Genomic DNA, 1,782 nt, shown 5'->3' on the forward strand with positions numbered 1-1,782 from the left:
GCTCGGCCGCGTGCGCTGCTCAGGCCGTTTCATGCCTGCGTTATGTATCGGGCGCCGATCATTTGGTCCTCGGCGAAGGACAGGAGCCAGACGCTGCCCTTGCGGCTGCGGATCTCGCCAGCGTCCACACTGGAATCCTTGGCCAGGCCGCTGACCAGGCCGGGGATGACTCGGCCCTGGCTGCACACCACCGCCGCCCCGCCCTCGCCGACGATCTCTCGCAGGCGGTCCAGGGCTTTCGCCTGATCAGCCGACTCCAGCAGCGCGGGCTCCAGCCGCACGTCCACACCCAGCTGTTCGGCCACCCGCGCGACCGTCTGCACGCAGCGGGCTTTCGGCGCCGAATACATCCGGTCCGGTGCGAACAGCGGGATCAGGCGCCCGAGGGTCTTCGCTTCCCGCCTGCCGGTCTTGGACAGTGGCCGCTCGTCGTCGACGCCGTGCCACTTGTCGCGGCGGCCGGCGTGGCCGTGGCGGACCAACAGTACGGTCGCGGTTTCCGGGCCGTTCGCGGCGAAGGTGGCCAGTACCGCGCGGTCGTGGTCGTAGGTCAGCTGCTCCGCCGCCGCCGAAGGTGTCAGCCACCGCAGCTCGTCCACTTCGTCATTGACGGTGAACTCTCCGTCGATGACCCGGGCCGCGAAGTAGTCTACGGTCTTCGGCACGCCGCCGACCGCGTATGACACCTGTCCCAGTGACCGGCCGAGGGCGCAGCGGAACCCGGTCTCCTCCGCCACTTCCCGGACCGCCGCGGCGTAGCGGGATTCGCCCTCGTCCAGTTTTCCCTTGGGCAGGGTCCAGTCCCGGTACCGAGGGCGGTGCACTACGGCGATCTCTACCTCCGCCGCCCGCCGCCACAACACGGCGCCCGCGGCGAGAATGGGCATTGTCACTGGGCTACCCCAAGGCTCGATGACGCTTGAGCAACTCGGCCTGGTGGTCGCGCACCGACGTCGCCCCCACCGGTGAGGGGTGCCAGTCGCCGTTGCCGGAGAGGATCCAGCAGCGGGTCGCCGGGTGCATGGCCGAGTCCAGCATGTCGTCGAGCTGTTTGACGAGGCGCTTGTCGGTGACCCGGAGTTGGACCTCCACGCGCCGGTCCAGGTTGCGGTGCATCATGTCGGCGCTGCCGATCCAGTGTTCGTCGCAGCCCTTGAACACGAACACCCGCGAGTGCTCCAGGAACCGCCCCAGGATCGACCGCACCTGGATGTTCTCGCTCAGCCCCGGGATCCCCGGCTTGAGCGCGCAGATGCCACGCACCACGATCTCCACCGGCACCCCGGCCTGCGACGCCCGGTACAACGAGTCGATGACCTGTTCGTCCACCAGGGAGTTGACTTTGATGCGGATCCCGGCCGCCCGGCCCGCCTGCTGGTGCGCGATCTCGTCGTCGACCCGTTCGATGATCCCGCGCCGCACCCCATACGGGGCCACGAGCAGACCGCGGTAGGTGTCCTGGCGGGCGTACCCGGTGAGCACGTTGAACAAGTCGGTCAGGTCGGCGCCGATGGTGGGTTCGGCGGTGAGCAGGCCGACATCCTCATAGAGTCGCGCGGTCTTCGGGTTGTAGTTGCCGGTGCCGATGTGGCAGTAGCGGCGGATCGTGGACCCCTCCTGCCGCACCACGAGCGAGATCTTGCAGTGCGTCTTGAGACCCACCAGCCCGTACACGACGTGCACGCCCGCCTTCTCCAGCGCGCGCGCCCACTTGATGTTCGCCTGCTCATCGAAGCGGGCCTTCAGTTCCACCAGCGCGACGACCTGTTTGCCCGCCTCGGC

General features: G+C 68.6%; 2 protein-coding genes. Both read right to left on the minus strand.

Annotated features, from left to right (window positions below):
• Positions 1-29: 29 nt before the first annotated feature.
• Positions 30-887: an NUDIX hydrolase gene (locus ACRDSQ_RS22330; protein WP_431423764.1), complete on the minus strand. Its 858-nt coding sequence runs from the start codon at positions 885-887 to the stop codon at positions 30-32.
• A 10-nt stretch (positions 888-897) separates the two neighbouring features.
• A partial coding sequence (locus tag ACRDSQ_RS22335; RefSeq protein WP_431423763.1) for a phospholipase D-like domain-containing protein occupies positions 898-1,782 on the minus strand: 885 nt, incomplete at its 5' end.

Source organism: Actinokineospora sp. (genome assembly GCF_050699995.1).
Taxonomy (GTDB): Bacteria; Actinomycetota; Actinomycetes; order Mycobacteriales; family Pseudonocardiaceae; genus Actinokineospora.

What these genes read in the sequence shown, in the direction of transcription:
- ACRDSQ_RS22330 (WP_431423764.1), bottom strand. Translation starts at nt 887, where the DNA reads ATGCCCATTCTCGCCGCGGGCGCCGTGTTGTGGCGGCGGGCGGCGGAG.